This is a genomic window from Psychrobacillus sp. NPDC093180, from assembly GCF_044754065.1.
Lineage (GTDB): Bacteria > Bacillota > Bacilli > Bacillales_A > Planococcaceae > Psychrobacillus.
Genome location: NZ_JBIVOJ010000009.1, coordinates 26,802 through 44,090, shown reverse-complemented (window position 1 = coordinate 44,090; position 17,289 = coordinate 26,802). Strand labels below are relative to the sequence as shown.

Annotated in this window: 17 protein-coding genes and 2 pseudogenes; 17 read left to right on the top strand and 2 right to left on the bottom strand. The window is 35.4% G+C overall.

Annotated elements, in window-relative coordinates; genetic code table 11:
• The first annotated feature begins 296 nt into the window (after nucleotides 1-296).
• The 10 genes and pseudogenes from ACIP9W_RS14350 (at nucleotide 297) to ACIP9W_RS14310 (ending at nucleotide 8,076) form a co-directional block, all read left to right on the top strand.
• Complete coding sequence (locus tag ACIP9W_RS14350; protein WP_400790627.1) at nucleotides 297-1,475, top strand: Alp7A family actin-like protein; 1,179 nt, start codon at nucleotides 297-299, stop codon at nucleotides 1,473-1,475.
• A 15-nt stretch (nucleotides 1,476-1,490) separates the two neighbouring features.
• A complete protein-coding gene (locus tag ACIP9W_RS14345) occupies nucleotides 1,491-2,108 on the top strand; it encodes a hypothetical protein (protein ID WP_400790625.1) in 618 nt (205 codons plus the stop codon).
• Between the two features lie 719 nt (nucleotides 2,109-2,827).
• The gene (locus ACIP9W_RS14340; RefSeq protein WP_400790623.1) at nucleotides 2,828-3,361 is read left to right on the top strand and encodes a T7SS effector LXG polymorphic toxin; all 534 of its coding nucleotides are present in this window, start codon (nucleotides 2,828-2,830) and stop codon (nucleotides 3,359-3,361) included.
• Nucleotides 3,324-4,622, top strand: a complete 1,299-nt coding sequence (locus tag ACIP9W_RS14335) for an HNH endonuclease (RefSeq protein ID WP_400791086.1) — start codon at nucleotides 3,324-3,326, stop codon at nucleotides 4,620-4,622. The genes ACIP9W_RS14340 and ACIP9W_RS14335 overlap by 38 nt, the downstream gene beginning before the upstream one ends.
• A complete protein-coding gene (locus tag ACIP9W_RS14330; protein ID WP_400790621.1) occupies nucleotides 4,619-5,107 on the top strand; it encodes an SMI1/KNR4 family protein in 489 nt (162 codons plus the stop codon). The genes ACIP9W_RS14335 and ACIP9W_RS14330 overlap by 4 nt, the downstream gene beginning before the upstream one ends.
• 92 nt (nucleotides 5,108-5,199) lie before the next feature.
• Nucleotides 5,200-5,292 (top strand): annotated as a pseudogene (locus tag ACIP9W_RS14325) (ankyrin repeat domain-containing protein); the annotation flags it as partial.
• Nucleotides 5,293-5,432: 140 nt separating this feature from the next.
• Complete coding sequence (locus ACIP9W_RS14320; RefSeq protein WP_400790619.1) at nucleotides 5,433-6,500, top strand: hypothetical protein; 1,068 nt, start codon at nucleotides 5,433-5,435, stop codon at nucleotides 6,498-6,500.
• 30 nt (nucleotides 6,501-6,530) lie between these two features.
• On the top strand, nucleotides 6,531-7,049 hold the full coding sequence (locus tag ACIP9W_RS14315) for a SecY-interacting protein Syd (protein WP_400791084.1): 519 nt from the start codon (nucleotides 6,531-6,533) through the stop codon (nucleotides 7,047-7,049).
• Between the two features lie 93 nt (nucleotides 7,050-7,142).
• A pseudogene (locus tag ACIP9W_RS22450) lies at nucleotides 7,143-7,299 on the top strand (bacteriocin immunity protein).
• Nucleotides 7,300-7,566: 267 nt separating this feature from the next.
• Complete coding sequence (locus tag ACIP9W_RS14310; protein ID WP_400790617.1) at nucleotides 7,567-8,076, top strand: ankyrin repeat domain-containing protein; 510 nt, start codon at nucleotides 7,567-7,569, stop codon at nucleotides 8,074-8,076.
• Between the two features lie 69 nt (nucleotides 8,077-8,145).
• Here the strand turns inward: ACIP9W_RS14310 and ACIP9W_RS14305 are convergent, their stop codons facing one another.
• Nucleotides 8,146-9,450, bottom strand: coding sequence for an ATP-binding protein (locus ACIP9W_RS14305; protein WP_400790615.1), 1,305 nt, complete (start codon nucleotides 9,448-9,450; stop codon nucleotides 8,146-8,148).
• 38 nt (nucleotides 9,451-9,488) lie between these two features.
• The gene (locus tag ACIP9W_RS14300; protein WP_400790613.1) at nucleotides 9,489-10,523 is read right to left on the bottom strand and encodes an ATP-binding protein; all 1,035 of its coding nucleotides are present in this window, start codon (nucleotides 10,521-10,523) and stop codon (nucleotides 9,489-9,491) included.
• A 430-nt stretch (nucleotides 10,524-10,953) separates the two neighbouring features.
• On the opposite strand from ACIP9W_RS14300, the gene ACIP9W_RS14295 reads away from it, so the two are divergent.
• The 7 genes from ACIP9W_RS14295 (at nucleotide 10,954) to ACIP9W_RS14265 (ending at nucleotide 17,214) form a co-directional block, all read left to right on the top strand.
• Nucleotides 10,954-11,463 (top strand): ankyrin repeat domain-containing protein, encoded by a 510-nt coding sequence (locus tag ACIP9W_RS14295; RefSeq protein WP_400790611.1) that lies wholly within the window; start codon nucleotides 10,954-10,956, stop codon nucleotides 11,461-11,463.
• Between the two features lie 115 nt (nucleotides 11,464-11,578).
• Entirely contained in the window at nucleotides 11,579-12,088 is a 510-nt protein-coding gene (locus ACIP9W_RS14290; RefSeq protein ID WP_400790609.1) for an ankyrin repeat domain-containing protein, read from the top strand.
• 126 nt (nucleotides 12,089-12,214) lie between these two features.
• Nucleotides 12,215-12,724 carry an ankyrin repeat domain-containing protein gene (locus ACIP9W_RS14285; protein ID WP_400790607.1) on the top strand — a complete coding sequence of 170 codons (510 nt, stop codon included), beginning with the start codon at nucleotides 12,215-12,217 and terminating at the stop codon, nucleotides 12,722-12,724.
• Nucleotides 12,725-12,954: 230 nt separating this feature from the next.
• On the top strand, nucleotides 12,955-14,073 hold the full coding sequence (locus ACIP9W_RS14280) for an ABC transporter ATP-binding protein (RefSeq protein WP_400790605.1): 1,119 nt from the start codon (nucleotides 12,955-12,957) through the stop codon (nucleotides 14,071-14,073).
• A gap of 2 nt (nucleotides 14,074-14,075) precedes the next feature.
• A complete protein-coding gene (locus ACIP9W_RS14275; RefSeq protein WP_400791082.1) occupies nucleotides 14,076-15,011 on the top strand; it encodes a carbohydrate ABC transporter permease in 936 nt (311 codons plus the stop codon).
• On the top strand, nucleotides 15,008-15,823 hold the full coding sequence (locus ACIP9W_RS14270) for a carbohydrate ABC transporter permease (protein ID WP_400790603.1): 816 nt from the start codon (nucleotides 15,008-15,010) through the stop codon (nucleotides 15,821-15,823). The genes ACIP9W_RS14275 and ACIP9W_RS14270 overlap by 4 nt, the downstream gene beginning before the upstream one ends.
• 32 nt (nucleotides 15,824-15,855) lie before the next feature.
• Complete coding sequence (locus tag ACIP9W_RS14265; protein ID WP_400790600.1) at nucleotides 15,856-17,214, top strand: ABC transporter substrate-binding protein; 1,359 nt, start codon at nucleotides 15,856-15,858, stop codon at nucleotides 17,212-17,214.
• Nucleotides 17,215-17,289: the final 75 nt, after the last annotated feature.

The window sequence follows — 17,289 nt, the reverse complement described above, 5'->3', positions numbered from 1 at the left end:
TAATAAAGATAGAAAAGATTACTTTTACTTAAAAAGCAAAATAATTAGATGTGTATACAAGTATACAATAAGTAAACATAACGTATTCAATAATGTAAACATGTATACAAATAAGTACGCATGTTGTTAAACAAGGATGTATACAAAATAGATTACAAGTATACAAGATTGTATATCTTGTAAACAAAATTAGCTTGAATGTTTACAATTTGAATACACCTTTTGGTGGATTGACGGAGTAATCCCTGTGAGATAACCTTAAAATGGTAGAACCTATAAAAAGAAGGGATGATTTGATGAACACTTCAAGAGTTTGTGCAATCGATGTAGGAAATGACTCAGTTAAAGCTTTATTTGGTAAATTGGATTATGAACTAAACATTCCCAATGTAATTGCGGTATCAACAGAAGATAGACCGGTTATAGGTATAGAGGAATTAAACGATAAGGATCCTATCGAAGGAATTCATATTAGAGTACACTCCCCTGCCCTTAATGAAAATAATATAATTTATCGTGTTGGTAGCTTAGCGACAAAAAGCGATAATGCAACTGAATTAGACCCTGGAAGTAACAAATCAGAGGAAGATCAAACATTAGTCATGTTATTTGCTACTCTAGCTTTAGATGCAGTTAGAGAAGAAAACACAGGTCTATTTAAAAAGAATAATAATGTAATAGATGCAAACTATACGTTAGGTACTGGTCTGCCCCTTCGTGAAGTAAAAGAAGGAAAAGACGTGGGCTACCGTTCACAGCTCTTAGGATCAGTTCATCAAGTTGAATTTTTAGTAACACCTAAATACCAAGGACTAAAAGTAAATATTAAATTTGATGAAGTTAAAATATACCCTGAAGGATTCGCAGCTTATATCAACCTAGTAATGGATAATGATTTAAACATTATAAATAGAGATTTAGTAGATAAAAGCATTCTTATTCAAGACATTGGTGGCCTATCAACTGATGTGGCAGTCATTAAGAATCGTAATGTGGACGACGATAAAGCACAAGGCTTCAATCTAGGCGTTTCCGAAGCGCTAGAGTCTATTCGAGAAGAAATTAGACTAAAACATGGTGTGGAATTAGACAGTCGTAGAGATGTTGTAGATATCATCACTAGAAAGAATGACCGAAATCATATTATGGTGAACGGTAGTCGTACAAGCGTTCATGATATTACAGATCGTATTCTTTTAGACTTAGCGAAGAAAGAATATCGTCATTTACGTAATGTATGGCAAAAAAATTCCCAAACAGAGATCTGCTATTTTGTAGGCGGCGGGTCAATCGTTTTAAAAGATTATATTAAAACGTTAAATAACAACTTGAATGGCTACAATATCGAATTCTTTGAAGATGAAAAAGAGAGCATTTGGATGATGGCAAATGCTTATCACAAACTAATCTCTGATTTTGTTAGAAAGAATGCTAAAGAGACAAAAAAAGCTGAGGCAACGATACAAAAAGTATAAAAATAGGGTGATTTCATGGAAAAGTCAGGGAAATCAAGTATTCAAAGGGGACAAGCTATTACGTTTCGGCTCCCTTCTGATACTCCTGATCATATTTTAAAGCAAATGCAAAAGTTAAAAGAAACAGAGAGAAGAAACTTTTCTAGCAAAATAGCCGAGTTTGTTACGGAAGGTGTGAGTAATTCCTTATCCAAGGATAGAGAAATTATTACCATTCCAATGCCAAAACAGCTAAGTAAGGAACAGCGCAATTGGCTAAAACACTCACATTCAGAAGCTATGCTAGGAAACATTGTCTATCATTTGCTGTCAGATCCTGTTCGGGCAATGTCTATTCTCGCCTCTCTTAACAGCAATGCTTTAGATATCGACCAAGCCCTGTATTTACAAACCGAGCCGACGGAAACTGTAAAAAATGATCTAGATACAAGTCCTTACGCAAATAATTCGACAGAACCAGAAGAGATTCAACAAGAAATGCTTGCTGACGAACTAGAAGATGATTTGATGAATTTTGACTGGGAGCAAGTAAAACATGAGCATGCTTCCACTGAAGAAGATTCTGTGGAAAATGTCGAAACCGAAAGCTTAGATGACTTACTTGGAGATTTTCTTTCGAGAATGAATAAGTAACAATACAGTCTATTAAAGATTATAATTCGCCTTAAATCAGTGAGAGCTGGTTTAAGGCGAATTTTTTATTGGTTAGGAAACTAGAGAAGACCTAGACATGTGGGTAACTTTTTACCAGAAGCATAGGAACAGAGTGTTTATAATTTAATAGTGGTATAGGGAAACTGAGCGGTAAAACCCTTCGAACTTGCTGAACGGATCTGCTAGTCCGGTTTGTCGCTTTACACCATTTACTGGAAGTATATTTACAAATAATGGACTTTGTAAGAACTGCTAGAACTAAGTAAATAGCAAGCTCTATTGTTTTTCACTACAGGATGGAAAGCATCTGCCCTGTAGTGAAGATTTTAACGGCCATTTAATTCAATTCGCTACCGCTCTGTTTCCCTATTATGGGCGTTATTCTATCTTTAACAAATGAGATAATTTACCGATATTCAAGAACTATAAAACTTATATATATAGATAGGTATTTGTATTCCTAAATAGAAACTGGTTTATGACATACGTATTGGTTTTAATGCAAACCTTAGACTTCTTAAGGATCATTTTTCCAATTTCACTGAATTCCATCTTACCTTTATTATAAAAAATGGAATATTAAAACTAATAGGGATGAGGAGGAGTTTGATGGACCAGGAAAGGGAGATATCATGTTTTAGAGTTAACAGATGCCACTTACATTCTTTCAATAGAAGAAAAGAAACTAAGGTGAGCCTATGAAAGTACTAGACGTAGACTTGTTTCAAGACGGTCTAAAAAGAAATATCACAATGTTAGACAGGCTAGAAAGCGAAGTAGAAGCAATCCATCGTGCCGTAGAAGGATTAGTAGCGATGGATGAAGAACTAAAAGGAGTAGGAGGCGATGCAATCCGAGCTTTCTATGCGGAATGTCATCTGCCGCTACTCCAACACTTTGTAGTCTCTGCTGCTGGTTATAAGCAAGTACTTCAACAAATGAAAAGCGCTCTTGATGCCCTCGAACCAGATACTTCAGGTCATATAGTAGAGCAATTTCTAGTAGGTGAGGTAGAGCTGGGACTTACTACAATCGCACAATTGACTGCAAATCTAACGAATGAGTCAAACAGTATTATGGACCAGGTGAGCGATATCATGGCCCTTCCACATCTGGATGATAGTGGAGTACAGGAGGGTGTTCTAGATGCAAAAAGAAAGAGAGACGACACAGTAAATAGGCTGCAAGAATTTGATGCAACACATGCATGCAATGGAAACATGGATTCATAACATAGAAGATATGTTCAACAATAATCTTACGGATATTCACTTCCAAACAGATCGTTGGGCAGAGCTCGCTTCCTGTAGTCCCCCGTTAACCATTACGACGCCGACAAACGAAGCAGAAATGTGCCTGCGTGAGGTAGAGGAAGAAAAGTCGGCAGTAGATACTGGTTTAGAAGTGGTGGATGGAATTTTAACGGGTTTATTTGATGTAGGAAAAGATTTTGTCACAGGTATTGTGGATATAATCCAGGACCCAAAAGCTACGTTGGACGCTACAGTAGAAGCGGTTACGAATCCAATAGAAACATTCAACGTAATAAAATCGGCCATTTCTACTTCCTACGAACGTGATATGGTGAATGGAGATGCCAATTCCCGTGCCCACTGGGTAACCTACGCATTAGGTACAGTCGCCACTTCCATAGTCGGAACAAAGGGTGTGGGTGCACTTACAAAATCAGGGGTTGCGGCCACAAAGGCAGCTGTTCCAAGAGTATCCGGAGCAGTAAATAATGCCTCGGCATCATTAGCTAATCTATTGCCTTACGGACCCCGTCCACAGTTTGCGATCGCAGGTGAAGTTCCTTATAACGCGGTGAATGCAAATGGATTGAAGGATCAGATAATCTCCATGGCTCGGGTGGAGAGTGGTGTTAAGGGTACAGGGAATGTTAAAGGTTCTGAAATTGATGAAGTAATTAAAAATGATTATGATATAAATGGAAACGTGATTAATAGATCCATTGTTCCAAAAGGCTATGAGAGTGTTGAAAAGTTTTTGGAAGTCGTAGATGATACAACTATTAAGGAATATGGTTATGATAATATTGAAGAATTCAAAGCCGTAGTGGGCCATGTGGAGACTTATTTAAATGCTTCACCAAAGAATAATATTGTTAATAAAGCATTAGCGGGAGGAAAACATGTGAAAGGCGTAGATTATGACATTCTAGGTTTTCCAATTTTTAAAGGTGATGATGTTAAATTTTCACTGAAATTAAAAGAGAATCTATATAAAGCAACTGATGATACACAATTTAAAGAAAGTACTAGGTTATTAAAAGAAGCAATTGAACAAGGGAAAACGACTACGGAAATTTTTACAACAAAACAGCTTAGAGATATTGAAAACGGGGAAGCCAGAATTAAAGGGTTGACATGGCACCATCATCAGGTACCGGGCAAGATGCAACTTGTAGTATCTAAGACGCATAAAGTGAATCATCTAGGTGGAAATAAACTATGGGGAGATGGTATCAGATGAGTAAAATAATATGGAGATCATGGGATGAACAAGTGACTAAGGAAGAAGTGGAGAAGGTTGGAGAAAAATTAGGAGTGAAATTTCCCTTAGATTATATAGAAGTTGCTATGGACTATAACGGTGCACATGTTAGTCCAGAGTTATTTCAAGTGCAAGGAAAAGAAAAGGTATTCGGAACGTTACTAACATTTGACAGTGAAGATGATGAGCATATACTAGAAGTTTTCAATGATTATAAGGATACACTTCCAAAAAAGATAATTCCTTTTGCCTTCGACCCTTCAGGAAACTTAATATGTTTTGATTATAAAGAGCATGAGAATAATCCGATTGTAGTTTTTTGGGAACATGAAAATGCTTGGGAAATAGAAATGTTAATTCAAGAAGAAGGTTTAACGGAGGAGAAGGCTGAAGAACGTGCAAGAGAAAATGTATTTTACATTGCAGCAAATTTCACGGAATTTCTTGATAAATTACATGACTAAGAGCATAAGAAAATTAAAAATAACTGCTTATGAAGGTAGAATGAAACCGGAGTTGTATAACAATATATTGTTATAGTGGGACAAGTAGAGACGTTAAGTATTCAGGTGATACAATGAAAGATATGGATGCTTATGCATTTGCTATTGAAAGAGAGCAAACAGAAACTGCTGAATACCTAAAGTAAAAACTGGAAGAAAAAGAACAAAAAAGTGTTACAGGGAACGAGCAAAAAAATTAACTAATAAAACGGGTGTCAGGCTCTAATGCAATCTTGAATTGTTATGTTAGAGCCTGGCACCTTTTACTTTTTCAAAAGATTGTTGGATGGATCTGGCTTCCTGTAGTCCCCCGTTAACCATTACGACGCCGACAAACGAAGCAGAAATGTGCCTGCGTGAGGTAGAGGAAGAAAAGTCGGCAGTAGATACTGGTTTAGAAGTGGTGGATGGAATTTTAACGGGTTTATTTGATGTAGGAAAAGATTTTGTTACAGGTATTGTGGATATAATCCAGGACCCCAAAGCCACGTTGGACGCTACAGTAGAAGCGGTTACGAATCCACTAGAAACATTCAACGTAATAAAATCGGCCATCTCGACATCCTACGAACGTGATATGGTGAATGGAGATGCCAATTCCCGTGCCCACTGGGTAACCTACGCATTAGGCACAGTCGCCACGTCAATAGTCGGAACAAAGGGTGTCGGTGCACTTACAAAATCAGGGGTTGTGGCCACAAAGGCAGCTGTTCCAACAGTAACTGGAGCCGTAAATAATGCCTCTGCATCATTAGCTAATCTATTACCTTACGGACCCCGTCCACAGTTTGCAATCGCAGGTGAAGTTCCTTATAACACAGTCAATGCTAGCGGATTGAAGGATCAGATAATCTCCATGGCTAGGGTGGAGAGTGGTGTTAAGGGTACAGATAGTGTTAATCATCCTATAAGAACTTATCGGAATGCAGATTTAAAAAAATTAGAAGAAAAATATACTGCAGACCCAAGAATTACAGTAGAAATGCCTTATGTGGGTAAGGGTAAACCAGGAACCAATTCAGAAGGCTGGCTACGTGGTAAAGACTTTTATTGGAAAGAAATAAAGAAAGAATATCCGGAAAGTTTAAGTAAAGCAAATAAACAAAAAATTCAATTGGGTTTCTCTCCGATAAATGATAAAACATTTAGAGAACATTTCCCTCAATATGATATGAAAGAATTATATAATGATAAATTAATCCATCATCACGTAGGTGGGGGTGGTCAAGCAGTTGCAGTGCCTTCAAAGCTACACCCGGGAACAGGTGGTATACATAACGCGGAAAAAGCTGCAGGTGCTTGGGGAAATGATAGTGAGTATGCTGAATTACTTGAAAAATTTTTAAATAAGTAAAGGGTGATAACTTTGTCAATAAAAGAAGCGATGCAGATATACTTTCAAATGAGAAAAGAGATAGCTAATGAAGGTTTAGATTTTTTATTTAAAACACCAATTAGCAGTGAAGATAATCTAATAATTTATGATGGTGAAGTTGATGAGGATGAATATATCTCATGGAAACCTGTAGAAATGACTGTTTCACAAGACTTTACAAGTTTAGAAGTTGAATTTGATATAAAATTCCATAAAACAATAGTTGAATATTTTAACTCATATTGGTTTGCAGATTTAGATGGATTTTATCAGGAACACTATATTACATTAGAGCCTGTCTTACCGAACAGTGAGATAAGTTCATTCCGAGAGTCATTGAAAGGATATAAAGAAAATCATGGGGATAGTTTAAATAAGATACCTATTGGGATTGAAGGGAATGGTTTGTTGGTGGTTATTGAGAACCATAGTGGAATAATACAATTAGAAGATTTTGAAAGAAGTACATTTGAACATATCGCTGAGAATATTCAAGAATTAATAGGGAATTTGAAACTGAAAAGATAGCATTTTATCTAATGTCGTATATTTCAACAAGCATAAGTACACAATTATGTATCAGAACTAACCTCTAAAGAACTAGTTGAACTAGTAAATAAAATATGTAATCCTAAGCTATCTGATGAAGAGGTAAGTGAATGTATAGACAGAAAATGTTCCTCACCCTGCTCCCGGTGACTTAATTTTTTGGAACGATGAGGATTTATCACCAGAGGAAGTAGTGGAGATTGCATTAGCATATAAAGAAGAAAAGTAATTGTATTTAGAATACTCTTAGTAGAACCTTGAAGGGCTATTTACTTCAAGGTTTTTTTAAAAAGAAGGTTTTTAAATAGATTGATTGAAGGTGCCAGGTTCTAAAACAATTCTGATTTGTTTTAGAACTTGGTATTTTTTACGAACAAACCACTTCAATAGAAGCAGTCGATGCTGCAGGAGCAGACTTAGATGATATCATTGAAATACTAGAAGACCTTGGAAAACAAGCTGCTTCTAGAAGATAAAAATCAAAGGAGAAACTAAAGTGGATAAGACTAAAGTTGCGAAGGATATCAGAAGTGCTATTAAAAATGATCAATTAGATATATTAAGAGATTTACTTAAGAAAGAACCAGAAATGTTAACATGGATGACACCTTTTGGAACTTGGTTACATGTAGCAGCGGCTCATGGACACTTAGAAATAATAAAACTTCTTATTAATGCCGGAATAGATATTAATGCACAAGGGGGAAACTTTTCTACAAATGCCCTCGAAAGAGCGGTTACAAAGGGGTATTTAGATATTGTTGAATATCTTATTAGCAAGTATATTGTAATTGATACTAGTGAACCAGATAGAAATCCTTTATTTTCTGCAATATATGGTGGTCATTTGGATATTGTTAAATTCTTAGTTGAGAATGATATAGATCTCTATATAAAATACTCTGGTGAAAACATGCAAGATATGGATGCTTATGCATTTGCTATTGAAAGAGGGCAAACAGAAATTGCTGAATACCTAAAGCAAAAGCTGGAAGAAAAAGAATAGAAAGTGTTACAGGATACAAACAACATTAAGGGTGCCAGTTCAATTATAAATTGTATTAGAACGGGTAAGCTATCGACTCCCAACAAGTTCCTTCTCAGTTTCCTTTGTTTCTACAGGTTCTAGAAAACTAGGTGATAAGGAAGGGAATGTGAATTTAAATGTCGTGCCTTGTCCAATTTCACTTTCTACATGAATTGTCCCATTCATAGCACGTACGATACTATACACTACCATAATGCCAAGGCCAGTCCCTTTGCTTCCTTTTGTTGAATAATAAGGCTCACCTAAACGGTTCACTTGTTCAGGCGTCATACCTGAACCAGTATCTTTCATGAGAATACCTACAGTTGTTGGGGTGCTCTCCGTTTCAACCGTTAATGTGCCTCCGTTTGGCATTGCTTCTATTGCGTTTTTCATAATATTTACAAGGCACTGATGAAATTTTTGTTTGTCTCCTTCAATCACCCCTCCCTGTGAAAAAATAGAAACTATTTTGACCGAATTTTGCTTTGCCAATGGTTTTAGTGATTGAACTGCTTGTTTTAGTTCTTCCTGAACAACTAGGGGTTCCATTATATTAATTTCAGGATTAGAGAAATTCAAATACTCTTGAATGACTCTTTCAGCAGATTTCAGCTCGTTTTTAATAATGGAGAGGTATTGAGTGTGGTTTTCTTTGGAAATAGCATTATTTTGCAAAAGTTGAACAAAACCAATGGCTACTGTCAAGGGGTTACGAATTTCATGACTAATAGCTGCACCCATTCGTTCCACAGCCTCTAACCGTTTGGACTTCATCGTGCGTTGACGCAATTGTATAGTCATCAGAATTTCTTCAATAATATAAGAAATAATTCCGACTCCAATTGGTTGAATGACTAAAAAAATAAATAAAACTTTGAAGCTACTATGAGGCAATTGCCAGATTCCCAGCGTAAAAGTTTGGACAAAACTGAACAGAAATGTTACACCTACGGAAAAAAGAATTCGTTGCTTGGGAGAGCGTTTTAAAAACCATGGAGAGATACGCCAAAAAAGAATAGCAAACCCACCATAATAAAGGACGGTACTCCAAAAACCATAGTCAATTCCCAAAAACCCTCTTACAAGCATAATGAATGCAGCCAAAAAAGGACCTAATCCCATATATAAACTACCGACAATGAACGGAATTTTTCGTAAACCAAAAAGGACATTAATGCCTTCTATTTGATAAGTAAAAATAAAACAGAGGGTTAAACTAATTATTAAATAGATGATGAAAATAGTTCGGTAAGACCAAGACTTTTTCGACTTTTCTGCCCATAAAAATCCTGAAAATAGTAATACGATTAACAAGGATAGGTTAAAAAAGAAATATACTGTTAATTCCAAGGTATGATTCCTCCATTACTATTTTATGCAGAAAAGATTCATCTTCTTTTTATCTTAGTTTTATGCCGCTTAAAATGAAACTGGGAGATGGTACCTTCACCGATCTCACTTTGAACTTCAATTGTTCCTCTCATAGCACGTAAAATACTGTAAGCAACCATCATGCTGAGACCAGTTCCCTCGGATCCCTTCGTAGAATAATATGGTTCCCCTATGCGTTTAATCTGTTCTTTACTCAATCCAATTCCTGTATCTTGAATAGAAATAATTATTTTGTTCTGAGTAGCAGTCGTCTTTATCATTAGTGCACCGCCATAAGGCATGGATTCGATTGAGTTTCTTATAATATTGATAAAGCATTGATGGAATTTCGATTTGTCTCCTTGGATAGTTCCAGAGGCAGAAAAATCAGTAGAAACCTTTACTGAATGATAATTAGCGAGTGGATGTAGTAATTTTAAAATATGCGTTAGTTCTTTCTGAATATCTAATTCTTCTGTTGATTCCATAATTGGTTTAGAAAAGGTTAAGTAATCTTGTATGATACCTTCTGCAGAATCTAATTCATCTTTGATAATGGAGAGATATTTTGTGCTGTTTTTACTATCCAAAGAAACTTGGTCGAGGAGCTCTATAAATCCAATTGCTGTAGTTAATGGATTTCTAATTTCATGAGATATTGCAGCTCCCATTTGTTCGAGTGCAGCCAACTTCTCTTCGATGACTAACTGTTGTTGCAACTGTTGATTTTTTTCTCTTATTTCAATGAGGGTAGAAATCATGGCAACCCCAAGTGGCGGGACTATTAAATAGGCGATGATTATGTCTAGCAATTGGTCAGGAGATACTTTGTTTAATGCTATAGTGAATATACCAACACTTATCAGTAAAGTAATACCTGCGGAAAAAAGTATTCGTATATTAGAAGTGAGTTTTAAAAACCAAGGAGAAATATACCATAAAAAAAAACTGAATACGGTATAAAACGCAACTCCTATAAAGAATCCAACATCTATTCCATGAAATGCTCGAAAGAATATAACCAAAAATCCTAGAATAGGACTGAACCTCAAATAGAGACCACCCAATATAAAAGGAATGATCCTCAAATCTAGAACATACCCACTTTGTATGGGATAAGAAAATAGAGAACAAAGTATTAACGAAATAACAAAATAAAATAAACTTGCTCGTTTATGTAAATGGATACTACCGACTCTCTTATTTAATAGAAAAAAAATAAAAAATAAAATCATTAATAAGGAAAGATTAAATAGAAAATGCATAGTTATAATTCCCAATATATACATCTCCTAATAATTTTTATAAATTAATAGTAACGAAAGATTGTGGAATATACAATATTTATTAATGAATATTCAGAAGATTATAGGATAATAACAAATCATATAATAATAAGGTACTGTAACAATTATAAATTGTATTAGAACTTGGTACCTTTTATTAACTAGTACAAGATAGTAGAAGACAGGAGTAAATGTTATGGATGAAAAAAACCTGAATAAAGCTATAAGAAATGCTATTAAGCTTGGAGATATAAAAGAAGTAAAGCGTTTAATAGTCGATAATCCAGAGTCCTTACATACAATGACACCATTTGGAACCTGGCTACATGTTGCAGCAAAGAAAGGGCACTTTGAAATAGTAGAGCATCTAATCGATAAAGGCATTGAGGTTAACACAAAAGGGGATGTATTTGATGCTTCTCCTTTAAGGGTGGCTGCAGGAGCAGGGCATTTGGAGATAGTAAAATATTTAATAAAAGCAGGGGCAGAACTAGATGTGAGTTTAGCAAAAAGAAACCCGTTATTTGGAGCAATTTATGGAGGACATAAAGAAGTAGTGGATCTTCTAGTTGAAAAAGGAATAGATATTTCAATTAGATATACCGGAGAAAATATGAAGAATATGAATGCCTATGAGTATGCTAAAGAATTTGGGCAAACAGAAATTGCTGAGTACCTAAAGAAAAGGCTAGACGAAAAGGAATAAATTATTTCCCCGGGAATAAGTCTAAACGGTACCAATTTAACAGGCTTTTTCAACCCATTTTTAGGGGCTTGAATGAAGTAGTATTCACGAAATAAAGATATGTTCGGAGGATTATATGGATAAAAAAGAAAAAGCTATAAAAATCTATGATCTAATTAAAAGTGGCGATATAGAACGAGTAAAAGAGATAATTATCTCAGATAAAAGCCTGCTTGATTTTGTAACACCTTATGGAACCTGGCTACATGTTGCTGTTAGAGCTGGTATGCTAAATATGATAAGGTTTCTCGTTGAGTCTGGGGTAGATATTAATATTAATGAAGGTGTACCAAAGTCAGCACCTATTGCACATGCAGCTAGTGAAGGTAAAATTAGTATTGTGCAGTACTTATTTGATAAAGGTGCAATATTAGATGAAAGTGATCCTAATAGAAATCCTTTGTTCTCAGCGATTTATGGTGGGCACCTTGAAATAGTAGAGTATCTTGTTCAGCGTGGCATTAATATTAATCTTAAGTATTCAGGAGATACTATGATAGATATGGGAGCTTTTGAGTTTGCTATTGAAAGAGGGCAAACAGAGATTGCCGAATATTTAAAGCGAAAGATGGATGAAAAGGGATAAAAAACGCGATGTACGAATAAGCAAAGGGGTTAAAAAATTAATCTAGTAGCTTTCGTTTTTCTGAAGCTCTTGAAGATTTTTAAGGTATAGCTATTACATGAGAACAGAAATACAGGAGGTAAGGTTATGGCTGAAAAAAGTCTAAATAAAGCTATTAGAAATGCTATAAAGCTTGGGGATATGAATGAAGTAAATCGTTTAATAGGCGATAATCCAGAATCCTTACATTCAATGACACCATTTGGAACATGGTTGCATGTAGCTACCAAAAATGGACACCTCGAAATAGTTCAATATTTAATTCAAAGAGGAATAGATATTGATGCCAGGGGTGGTACATTTGATGCTTCTGCTTTAAATTTGGCTGCTGGATCAGGGTATATTGAAATAGTAAAGTATCTAATAGAGCGCGGGGCAGAACTAGATGTGAGCTTGGCAAAAAGAAACCCGTTGTTTGGAGCAATTTATAACGGACATAAAGAGGTGGTTGAGCTTCTGGTTGAAAAAGAAATAGATATTGCAATTAGATACACCGGAGAAAATATTAAGGATATGAATGTCTACGAGTATGCTAAAGAATTTGGGCAAACAGAAATTGCAGAATATTTAAAGCGAAAGATGGATGAAAAAGAATAAAAAAAGTTTACATATTAATTGGGTGCCAGATTCTAACACAAATTTGAATTGTGTTAGAATCTGGCACTTTTCACTTTAGTAGGGTCAATCAAATGTAAAAATTGTAAGGTAGTTGTTAACTTTCTTAATATTTGTAAAGTATTAGTTAGAAGTCTGTAAAATTCCTGTTTTAACTCATTCTTTATGATTTAATAACCCTACGCCCACATTTTAGAAAGGGGAGGTTGAGTATGAGTCAAATTGAGTTAGTTGAGGTTTCGAAGTCATACGATAAACAACAAGACGTATTGAACGAAATCAATTTAATAATAGATGAAGGTGAGTTCTTTGTACTTGTTGGTCCTTCTGGATCTGGAAAAAGTACATTACTCAGAATGATTGCGGGGCTGGAAGAAATCTCTGGAGGTGTTTTAAAGATTAACGATAAAGCAGTTAATCATATTCCACCGAAGGAACGTAACTTATCAATGGTTTTTCAAAACTATGCTTTATATCCACATCTATCAGTAGAGGAGAATATTCTCTTTGGTTTAAAGGCAAAAAAAGTTGATAAACAGGAACGACAAAGAAGATTATTAGAAGCGGCTGAAATGATGGGACTAACGGAATTGTTAGCTCGTAAACCGAGAGAGCTGTCGGGCGGTCAAAGACAACGTGTTGCATTAGCGCGAGCTATTGTAAGTCAAGCTCCACTTTGTTTAATGGATGAGCCACTTTCCAACTTGGATGCCAAACTTCGAGCTAATATGCGCGTTCAAATTCGTAGATTGCAAAAAAAAATTGGAATGACCATGATATATGTTACCCATGATCAAGTAGAAGCAATGACGATGGGCGACAGAATAATGGTATTAAATGATGGGAAAATTCAACAGGTTGGTAAACCAATTACCCTATATAATGAACCGGCCAATCTATTTGTTGCTTCTTTTATTGGCTCTCCAAAGATGAATATGGGAAAAGCCATATTTTCAGAAAACGGCAAGGAATTAATCGTGGAAGATCAATTACATATCGCCTTCAATTCTGCATTTGTAAAAGATATACACAATCATAAAAAGTTGACTATTGGTATTCGGGCGGAGCATTTACTGCCTGGGACAAATGAAAATACAAATCACTTTTTAGAAGTGGTCAACGTTGAACAATTAGGAAATGAAACGTCGATTGCATTTGACGTTGGTTCAGAATTATGGACGGCCAAATGGCCAGGACAATGGTCCATTCATGTAGGTCAAAAAGTACCTGTACAAATATTACCTGAAAATCTATTATTCTTTGATTCAGAAACAGGTAATTTAATTCAATCTGCATTGAAAGATAAAGAACAAGAGGTTTTAGCTATATGAGTATGACTAACACGGCTCAGATAAATGAAACCAGTCTATTAGATATGGTGCAAGTAAAAAAGAAACAAAGAATCAAAAGCTTTATAAAAGGGATAGCTTTTTTATTACCTTCCATTATTTTATTTAGTGTTTTCTTATTTTATCCGATGTTTCGTACTATTTATTTAAGTTTTTTCTTAACAAAAGCTAACGGAGATCCAACTGTTTTTGTTGGATTGGAAAACTATTTAAACATGTTTAGCTCGCCCATTTTTCTAAAAAGTATGAAGTCGACGTTTTTGTTTGTTCTATATACAGTTCCTGCATCCGTAATCATTAGTTTATTTCTCGCTATTATTGCTAATGAAAAACTAAAAGGGATTGGCTTTTTCCGAACGATTTATTCCTCAACGATGGGAGTATCCGTTGCAGCTGCATCTGTATTTTGGTTGTATTTATTTAATCCATCGATGGGATTACTTAACCAAGTATTAGGATCGTTTGGGTTTGAAGCAATTGGTTGGCTAACAGATCCAAAATGGGCTCTAATAGCTGTATCCATTACCACAATTTGGATGAATGTTGGATTTACTTTTTTAATTTTGTTAGGTGGTTTGCAATCTATCGATTCATCTTTATACGAAAGTGCTGATATTGAAGGTGCAGGATATTTATACAAATTAAGAAGAATAACTATACCAATGTTGTCTCCAACCATGTTTTTTGTAATAACGGTGACGATTATTAATGCTTTTCAATCCTTTGGTCAAATCGATATCTTAACACAGGGAGGACCGATAAATGAAACCAATTTAATCGTTTACTCGATTTATCGAGAGGCTTTTGTGAATTATAAATTTGGATCTGCAAGTGCCCAAGCAATTGTATTATTCATCCTGATTTTACTAATGACCGCATTGCAATTTAAGCTTGGGGAAAGGAAGGTTCACTATCAATGACCATATCTAACGGCCGAAAAGTCATTTTTTATGTATTACTGATTCTTTCAGCTCTTATAGTAGCAGGACCAATGATTATGGCCATTATGATGAGCTTCATGACCAATAAAGATATTTTAACCGGAAGTATACCTAGTACATTAACTTTAGATAACTATGTACATGCCTTTGAACGTTTTCCTTTACTTCGTTATCTATTAAATAGTTTAGCAGTTTCTATTGTAATAATGATTGGACAACTTGTCTTATCTAGTTTGGCTGCCTATGCTTTTGTCTTCCTAGAGTTTAAAGGAAGAGATTTATTATTCTACTTATTTATCGCGACAATGATGGTGCCCTTTGAAGCTTCCATTATTCCAAACTTTCAAATCATACGTGATTTAGGATGGATTGATACCTATTCTGGCTTGGCCGTACCGTTTTTTGCGACAGCCTTTGGTACATTTTTGTTAAGGCAAAATTTTAAACAAATACCAAAGGAGTTAAGAGAAGCCAGTCAAATTGCGGGGATGGGTGATTTTAAATTTTATGTATCTGTCGTATTACCTGTATCCAAGGCTAGTTTGGTGACATTAGGTATTTACGGTTTTTTATCCGCTTGGAATATGTACTTATGGCCACTACTTTCGACGACAAATGATACAGTACGTACTGTCCAAATCGGTTTAAAGCAATTACAAACCCAGGAACAGTTAAACGAATGGGGTGTCATAATGGCAGGTGCTGTCATTGTTATTGTTCCAACCTTAATATTATTGTTCTTTGGACAGAAAAAGCTTCAAAAAGGATTAACGGAAGGTGCCTTAAAATAATCTAAATTCAAAACAAAAAGGGAGAATAAACAATGAAAAAATTACTCGTATTCCTTGCACTTGGTCTTGTATTATTTTTAGCAGCATGTAGTTCAAAAGAAGGTTCTGCAAAAGAATCAACAAGTAATGGAGATACAACTGATTCCGCAGAAGGTGCAGAAAAACAAGTGGTAACTTTTTGGCACTCTATGGGTGGAGCTGGTCAGGAAGCATTGAACAAAATTGTGGAAGAGTACAATGCATCTCAAGATGATATTACAGTAAATGCTGAATATCAAGGAACTTATGATGAATCATTAACCAAATTTAATGCTGTTGCTGGATCTGATAGTGCACCAACAGTAATCCAAACGTTTGAAATAGGTACGATGTCAATGATTAATAGCGGACAAATTAAGCCAATTCAAGAGTTAATCGATGCAGACGGATATGATATGAGTGGATTAGAAGAAAACATTACGAATTACTATTCTTTAGATGGTACATTCTATTCAATGCCGTTTAACTCATCAACACCTGTCATGTATTACAACAAAGATGCATTTAAAGCAGCAGGACTTGATCCAGAAACTCCACCAGCAACATATGAAGAAGTAGAAGAAGCAAGTAAAAAAATCGTTGAATCTAATCCAGAGATGAAAGGTTTTGCATTACAAGCATATGGTTGGTTATGGGAGCAATTATTAGCTAACCAAGGTGCATTATTATTGAACAATGATAATGGGCGTACGGATACTCCTACTGAAATTGGTTGGACTGCAGAAGAAGGTAAATCTATTTTAGAATGGGTAAAACGTATGGTTGATGATGAAACATTTGCTAACTATGGTACAAATGGAGATAACATGATGGCTGGTTTCTTAGCGGGTGATGTGTCCATGTTTTTACAATCCTCTGCTAGTTCAAGAGATGTGATTGATAATGCACCATTTGAAGTAGGAATTGCTTACTTGCCACATCCAGAAAATAAAGAACGTCAAGGTGTTGTTATTGGTGGAGCAAGTCTTTGGATGATTGATGGTAAATCCGAAGAAGAACAAAAAGCTGCTTGGGAGTTCATGAAATATTTACAAACTCCAGCAGTACAAGCGGAGTGGCATGTCGGTACAGGTTACTTTGCTATCAACCCAAGTGCATATGAAGAACAAGTTGTAAAAGATGCTCATGCTGAAAAACCACAATTACAAGTTACAGTTGACCAGTTACAAGATACAAAAGCTTCTTATGCAACACAAGGGGCTTTAATGGATATGCTCCCAGAAGGACGTAAAATTATGGAAACCGCTCTTGAAGTGATCTATAATGGTGGAGATGTTAACGAAGCATATACTACAGCAGTTGATCAATATAATGCTGCAATTAAACAAGCAAATGCTGCAAGAGGCGAGTAAATAGATAGAATAATATTCGAGAGAAAAAAGTATATTTATCCATACTTTTTTCTCTTATTTTATCTAGTATGATTA